The 5,925-nt window shown below is 72.4% G+C and carries 7 protein-coding genes and 1 pseudogene; 6 read left to right on the plus strand and 2 right to left on the minus strand.

From position 1 onward, the window contains the following. Nucleotides 1–347 (minus strand): annotated as a pseudogene (locus tag AC1DP0_RS16835) (molybdopterin-dependent oxidoreductase); the annotation flags it as partial. A gap of 94 nt (nucleotides 348–441) precedes the next feature. Here AC1DP0_RS16835 and AC1DP0_RS16840 point away from each other — a divergent pair. Continuing rightward, complete coding sequence (locus tag AC1DP0_RS16840; protein WP_478086436.1) at nucleotides 442–1,458, plus strand: LLM class flavin-dependent oxidoreductase; 1,017 nt, start codon at nucleotides 442–444, stop codon at nucleotides 1,456–1,458. 7 nt (nucleotides 1,459–1,465) lie between these two features. On the opposite strand, the gene AC1DP0_RS16845 is transcribed toward AC1DP0_RS16840, so the two are convergent. Then, complete coding sequence (locus AC1DP0_RS16845) at nucleotides 1,466–1,909, minus strand: SRPBCC family protein (protein ID WP_478086441.1); 444 nt, start codon at nucleotides 1,907–1,909, stop codon at nucleotides 1,466–1,468. 100 nt (nucleotides 1,910–2,009) lie between these two features. Here AC1DP0_RS16845 and AC1DP0_RS16850 point away from each other — a divergent pair, with 100 nt between their 5' ends. The 5 genes from AC1DP0_RS16850 to AC1DP0_RS16870 all read left to right on the plus strand — a co-directional run bounded on the left by AC1DP0_RS16850 (nucleotide 2,010) and on the right by AC1DP0_RS16870 (nucleotide 5,923). Continuing rightward, nucleotides 2,010–3,026, plus strand: a complete 1,017-nt coding sequence (locus AC1DP0_RS16850; RefSeq protein WP_478086445.1) for an ABC transporter ATP-binding protein — start codon at nucleotides 2,010–2,012, stop codon at nucleotides 3,024–3,026. Then, nucleotides 3,023–3,769: an ABC transporter permease gene (locus AC1DP0_RS16855; protein ID WP_478086448.1), complete on the plus strand. Its 747-nt coding sequence runs from the start codon at nucleotides 3,023–3,025 to the stop codon at nucleotides 3,767–3,769. The genes AC1DP0_RS16850 and AC1DP0_RS16855 overlap by 4 nt, the downstream gene beginning before the upstream one ends. Beyond that, entirely contained in the window at nucleotides 3,766–4,866 is a 1,101-nt protein-coding gene (locus tag AC1DP0_RS16860; RefSeq protein ID WP_478086451.1) for a sensor histidine kinase, read from the plus strand. The genes AC1DP0_RS16855 and AC1DP0_RS16860 overlap by 4 nt, the downstream gene beginning before the upstream one ends. Beyond that, a complete protein-coding gene (locus AC1DP0_RS16865; protein ID WP_478086455.1) occupies nucleotides 4,863–5,477 on the plus strand; it encodes a response regulator transcription factor in 615 nt (204 codons plus the stop codon). The genes AC1DP0_RS16860 and AC1DP0_RS16865 overlap by 4 nt, the downstream gene beginning before the upstream one ends. A 77-nt stretch (nucleotides 5,478–5,554) precedes the next feature. Continuing rightward, the gene (locus AC1DP0_RS16870; protein WP_478086459.1) at nucleotides 5,555–5,923 is read left to right on the plus strand and encodes a YciI family protein; all 369 of its coding nucleotides are present in this window, start codon (nucleotides 5,555–5,557) and stop codon (nucleotides 5,921–5,923) included. Nucleotides 5,924–5,925 lie beyond the last annotated feature (2 nt).

Below are 5,925 nucleotides of genomic sequence, written 5' to 3' on the forward strand. Positions count from 1 at the left end.
ACGGGACGGGCCGCGGGTCRCAGGAGCGCAGCGGCACCAGCCAGCCCGGTGAGCAGCACGATGAGACCGACAGCGAGCGGCATCCGGCGGCGGGCGAGCAGACCCGCGACGGCGGCGAGGACGAGCGTCACGACAAGGACCGAGCCCTGCAGGATCAGCTTGTCGTTGGTCCCGAAGGTTGCGATCGCCCACTCCTTGACGGGCGTGGGGGTCAGGTCGATGACGGTCGACCCGATGGCCAGCACCGGCGATGATGCAGGGGCGAGGAAGCCCGCGACGAGGTGGCCGGCGGCGATCCCGGCCACCGCGGCGAGGATCCCGCTGAGGGCAAGTCGTAGGCGCATCATGCCTCGTGCTTCGGCGCGAGGGGGCGGCCCGGATTGTCCGGCGCCGTCGACGGGGGTTCGGGAAGAGCGTCGCGACCCCGGTTGTTGACCGCACGTGAAGAAGATCGGATTCCTCTCGTTCGGGCACTGGAACCCGTCCCCCCACTCGGGCACGCGGTCGGCGGCCGACGCCCTGCTCCAGTCGATCGACCTGTCCGTCGCGGCCGAGGAGCTCGGCGCCGACGGTGCCTACTTCCGGGTGCACCACTTCGCTCGCCAGCTGGCGTCGCCGTTCGCGCTGCTCGCCGCGGTCGGGGCGCGCACGAGCCGGATCGAGATCGGGACCGGCGTCATCGACATGCGCTACGAGAACCCCCTCTACATGGCCGAGGACGCGGGCGCCGCGGACCTCATCTCCGGCGGCCGGCTCCAGCTCGGTATCAGCCGGGGGTCACCCGAGCAGGTCGTCGACGGCTTCCGCTACTTCGGCTACGAGCCGAACGACGGCGACCACGCCGGCATGGCCCGACAGCACTCGGAGGTCTTCCTCGACGTCCTGTCCGGCCGGGGCTTCGCCGAGCCCAACCCGCGACCGATGTTCCCCAACCCGCCCGGTCTGCTGCGCATCGAGCCGCACTCGCCCGGGCTGCGCGACCGCATCTGGTGGGGTGCCGGGAGCCGGGCCACCGCGGAGTGGACGGCCGAGCAGGGCATGAACCTCATGAGCTCGACCCTGCTCACGGAGGACACCGGGGTGCCCTTCCACCGTCTGCAGGCCGAGCAGATCCAGCGTTTCCGCGACGCGTGGACGGCGGCCGGCCACGAGCGCGAGCCGCGGGTCTCCGTGAGCCGCAGCGTCTTCCCCATCGTGAGCGACCTGGACCGGGCGTACTTCGGCCGCGAGTCGGCCAGCGAGGACCAGGTCGGCATCATCGGCGGCGGCACGGCGCGCTTCGGCAAGACGTATGCCGGTGAGCCCGACCAGCTCGTCCGTGACCTCGCCGAGGACGAGGCGGTCGCGGCCGCCGACACCCTCCTCATCACCGTGCCCAACCAGCTCGGTGTCGACTACAACGCCCACGTCATCGAGAGCCTCCTGACGCACGTGGCGCCCGAGCTCGGCTGGCGCTGAACGGGTTTCAGCCGCGGCTGAGCAGTCGGCGCAGCGTCGAGGCGTAGGCGGCGCGCGCCGCCCTCGACACGACCGGGTCGAGGATCGACGGCACCGCCCGCACCCCGATCCGCTGCGCCCAGACGACCGCGGAACCAACWGCGGTCGGCGTCACCCTCAGGTCGATGACACCGCGGACCACGTTGCCCTCCTTGCGGATCCGCGCGTGACCAGCCGAGGTCGATGTCGGCGGGACGATGGCCTCGACGACCATGACGTCGTCGAAGCCCATCGGCCCCAGTCCCGTCCGGGCGGTGAAGCGAGACCCGTCGACGAGCTCGCCGGCCGTCATCGCGTCACCCGTCACCGTGGTGAGCGGGATGACCGCGGTGTGCGCGCGCAGGTCGAGGATGCGTCTCCACGCCTCGGGGGCGGGCAGCGGGGGGTCGAGATGCACCTCGAAGTCGGCCATGCCCACAGTCTGTCCGGTCCCGGTCCCCATGACACCTGTCACGCGCAGGACGTGACGCGTGCTGCTGACGCGTCGTGTCCCGCCGCGGGAGAGTGGAGCCATGACCACCACACACTCATCGGTCGCCGGCGCCTCGGGGGCTCCGGCGGTCGAGCTGCGTTCGCTCGTCAAGACCTTCCCTGCTCGACGCGGGTCGCACGACACGGAGGTCCGCGCCGTCGACGGCGTCGACCTGCGCATCGAGCCCGGCGAGGTCGTCGCGTTCCTCGGCCCCAACGGGGCGGGCAAGACGACGACCCTCGACATGGTGCTCGGGCTCACCGAGCCGACGACCGGGACGGCCCGGGTCTTCGGCCACCGGCCCCGCGAGGCGGTCATCGCCGGCCACGTCTCCGCCGTCCTCCAGACGGGCGGCCTGCTGCGCGACCTCACCGTCCGCGAGACCGTGCGCATGATCGCGTCGACGTATGCCGCCAGCACCCCCGTCGACGAGGTGATCCACCGCGCCGGGCTGAGGTCGCTCGCCGACCGCCGCGTGTCCAAGTGCTCCGGCGGTGAGCAGCAGCGGCTCCGTTTCGCGCTCGCCCTGCTGCCCGACCCGCGGCTGCTCGTCCTCGACGAGCCGACGGCGGGCATGGACGTGACGGCCCGCCGCGACTTCTGGGACACGATGCACGCCGACGCGAGCGCGGGGCGTACCGTCGTCTTCGCGACCCACTACCTCGAAGAGGCCGACGCCTTCGCCGACCGCATCGTCCTCATCGCCGGCGGCCGCATCGTCGCGGACGGCACGACGGCCGAGATCCGGTCCCGCGCGAGTGGCCGCACCGTCTCGGCGACCCTACCGTCGAGCTCGCTCGCCGCGGCCGTGGCGCGACTGCGCAGCGTCGACGGCGTCCGCGACGTCGACGAGCGCGGCTCCCGGGTGGTCGTCACGGCCGCCGACTCGGACGCGGTGGCGCGGGTGCTGCTGCTCGACCTCGACGGCACCGACCTCGAGATCGTCACCGCCGGCCTCGAGCAGGCCTTCATGACCCTGACCGGCGACGAGCGCGACAGCCGTGACGCTGGAGCCCACGACCATGACCAGGACCACGACGAGGAGCTCGTCCGATGAACGCCACCTTCACGCTGCTCGAGATGCGCCGGATCACGCGCGACTGGGCGGGCATGTTCTTCACCGCCGTGCTGCCCGCCTTCTTCTACCTCATCTTCGGCGCGACGGTCGACGCCAAGGACGCGAGCATCGGCAACGGCAACGTCGCGATGTACGTCATGATCAGCATGGCCGCCTACGGCGCCGTCACCGCGACGACGAGCATCGGCGGCAACGCGGCCGTCGAGCGCCAGCAGGGCTGGGGTCGCCAGCTCGGGCTCACCCCGCTCGCCGACTCGTCCTACATCGCCGTGAAGGCGCTCATCGCCATGACCGTGGCGGCCGTGCCGATCCTGCTGACCTTCGCCCTCGGTGCGGCGACCGGCGCCCGCGGGTCGGCCCGGGCCTGGGTGCTCAGCGCGGTGCTCTGCCTCGTCGGGTCCGCGGTCTTCGCCGTCTACGGCCTGCTCGTCGGCACGGCGTTCCGCTCCGAGGCCGCGGTCGGTGCCGCGAGCGGCACCATGGTGATCTTCGCGTTCCTGGGCAACGTCTTCATCCCGCTGTCCGGGGCCCTGCTGGCGTTCGCGAAGTTCACGCCGCTCTACGGGTATGCCGCGCTGGCGCGCTACCCGCTCACCGAGGGCTATCTGCCCGACGGGTCGCAGGACCCGCTGTGGCTGCCGATCGTCAACGTGCTCGCCTGGCTCGCCGTCTTCGGGACCGCGGCCGTGCTCCTCGTGCGCCGCGGCCGGGAGCGCCAGTGACCGAGGAGCCGTCTGGCTGGCCCGGCCGCAACCCGTGGGAACGCTTCGGCTGGGTCGTCCAGTCGGTGTGGCTGGTCTTCCTCGTCTTCCCCGTCATCGCGATCGTCTCCAGCGGCTTGCCGGGCTGGCAGGTCGTGCTCGGACTGGCGCTCGTCCTGACGTTCGCCGTCGTCTACGGCCTCGGCGCGCAGCACCTCCAGCGTCTGCACCGGAGGTGCGCGCCGACGCAGCGTCGGGGTGTCGGCTACCTGCTCGTGCTCGTCGGCTGTGCGGTCGGGCTCGTCCCGCTCATCGGCACCGGCAGCCTCAGCCTCCTGCCCTTCATCGTGTCGTTCGGGATGTTCGCGCTGCCGCTCGCGTGGTCGATCGCTCTGGGCATCGCGTGCGTGGCGGTCGCGACTGCGGTGGCGGTCTTCGTCGACCCGGACGAGGGCACCTGGGTCGTGGCCATCATCGTCTTCGCCGTCGGTGCGATGACCGGGGCGGTCCGGCTCATGACCGACCGCGGCGAGGACTACGAGCGGATCTCGCGCGACCTCGCCATCGTCGAGGAGCGCGAGCGCGTGGCCCGCGACGTGCACGACGTGCTCGGTCACTCGCTGACGGTCGTCACGGTCAAGGCTGAGCTGGCCGAGCGTCTCGTCGACCTCGACCCCGAGCGTGCCAAGGGCGAGCTCGCCGAGATCCAGGCCCTGAGCCGTCAGGCGCTCGCCGAGATCCGGGCGACCGTCGGGGGCCTGCGGGGGGCCCGCCTCGGTGACGAGCTGGCCTCGGCGCGCACGGCGCTCGCTGGCGCCGGCATCGAGGGCCACGTGCCCGACGACCCGAGTGTCGTCGACCCGCGCCACCGCATGGTCCTCGCCTGGGTGCTGCGGGAGGCGACGACCAACGTCGTGCGCCACAGCGACGCCGACGCCTGCTGGGTCGAGCTCGAGTCGAACCGTCTCACCGTCCGCGACGACGGACGCGGCCTCGGCGGGCGCCCCGAGGGCAACGGCATACGTGGGCTGCGTGAGAGGGTCGGGGCCGCGGGAGGCCGGCTCTCGCTCGAGACGGGCCCGGAAGGTCATGGAACCGTGCTGGAGGTGACGCTGTGAGCGAGACGATCAAGGTGCTGCTCGCCGACGACCAGGCCCTCGTGCGTGGGGCGCTCGCGGCGCTGCTCGCGCTCGAGCCCGACCTCGAGGTGGTCGCGGWGGTGGGCCGGGGCGACGAGGTCGTCGACGCGGCCCGGGTCTCGGGCGCCGACGTGTGCCTGCTCGACATCGAGATGCCGGGCGTCGACGGCATCGCCGCGGCAGCCGCCGTCCGCAGCGCCCTGCCCGGGGTGCGCACCCTCGTGGTGACGACGTTCGGCCGGCCGGGCTACCTGCGCCGCGCGCTCGAGGCGGGGGCCTCCGGCTTCGTCGTCAAGGACACCCCCGCGCGCCAGCTCGCCGAGGCCGTTCGCCGCGTGCACGCGGGTCTGCGGGTCGTCGACCCCTCCCTCGCCACCGAGTCGCTCGTCGACGGCGCCAACCCCTTGACCGATCGGGAGCGGGAGGTTCTCGGCGTGGCTCTGCGCGGCGGCACGGTCGCCGCCATCGCCGGGGTCGTCCACCTGTCGCAGGGCACGGTGCGCAACCACCTCAGCTCGGCCATCGGCAAGACCGGCACCTCGACCCGCGCCGAGGCCGCTCGCGTCGCCCAGGACCGCGGCTGGCTCTGAGGCCGATGTCGCCCCGGACCGAGCACGAACCAACCGGACGAACCCAACGCACGCACGCACGCACGCAAAGGAGAGCCATGCGCTACCTCATGATCCACAAGATCGACGAGTCCCGCCCCGAGGCGTCGAACCCCAGCCCGGAGTTCCAGGCCGCGATGGGCGCGTTCATGCAGGAGTGCGCCGAGTCCGGGGTGCTGCTCGCCGCCGAGGGCGTCACCCAGAGCAAGGACGGCGCCGTCCTGCGCAAGACCGAGGGCGGCGGCGTCACCGTGACCGACGGGCCGTTCACCGAGGCCCGTGAGGTCGTGGGCGGTTTCGCCGTCGTCAAGGTCGACAGCAAGGAGCAGGCCCTCGAGCTCGCTCAGCGGTTCATGTCGCTCTTCGAGGAGGTGTCGGTGGAGGTCCGCCGCATCTACGAGTTCGAGGACCTGCCGCCGCAGTCCTGAGC

The organism is Terrabacter sp. P5_B1, from assembly GCF_056400505.1.

What these genes read in the sequence shown, in the direction of transcription:
- AC1DP0_RS16855 (WP_478086448.1), top strand. Translation starts at nt 3,023, where the DNA reads ATGAACGCCACCTTCACGCTGCTCGAGATGCGCCGGATCACGCGCGAC.
- AC1DP0_RS16850 (WP_478086445.1), top strand. Translation starts at nt 2,010, where the DNA reads ATGACCACCACACACTCATCGGTCGCCGGCGCCTCGGGGGCTCCGGCG.
- AC1DP0_RS16870 (WP_478086459.1), top strand. Translation starts at nt 5,555, where the DNA reads ATGCGCTACCTCATGATCCACAAGATCGACGAGTCCCGCCCCGAGGCG.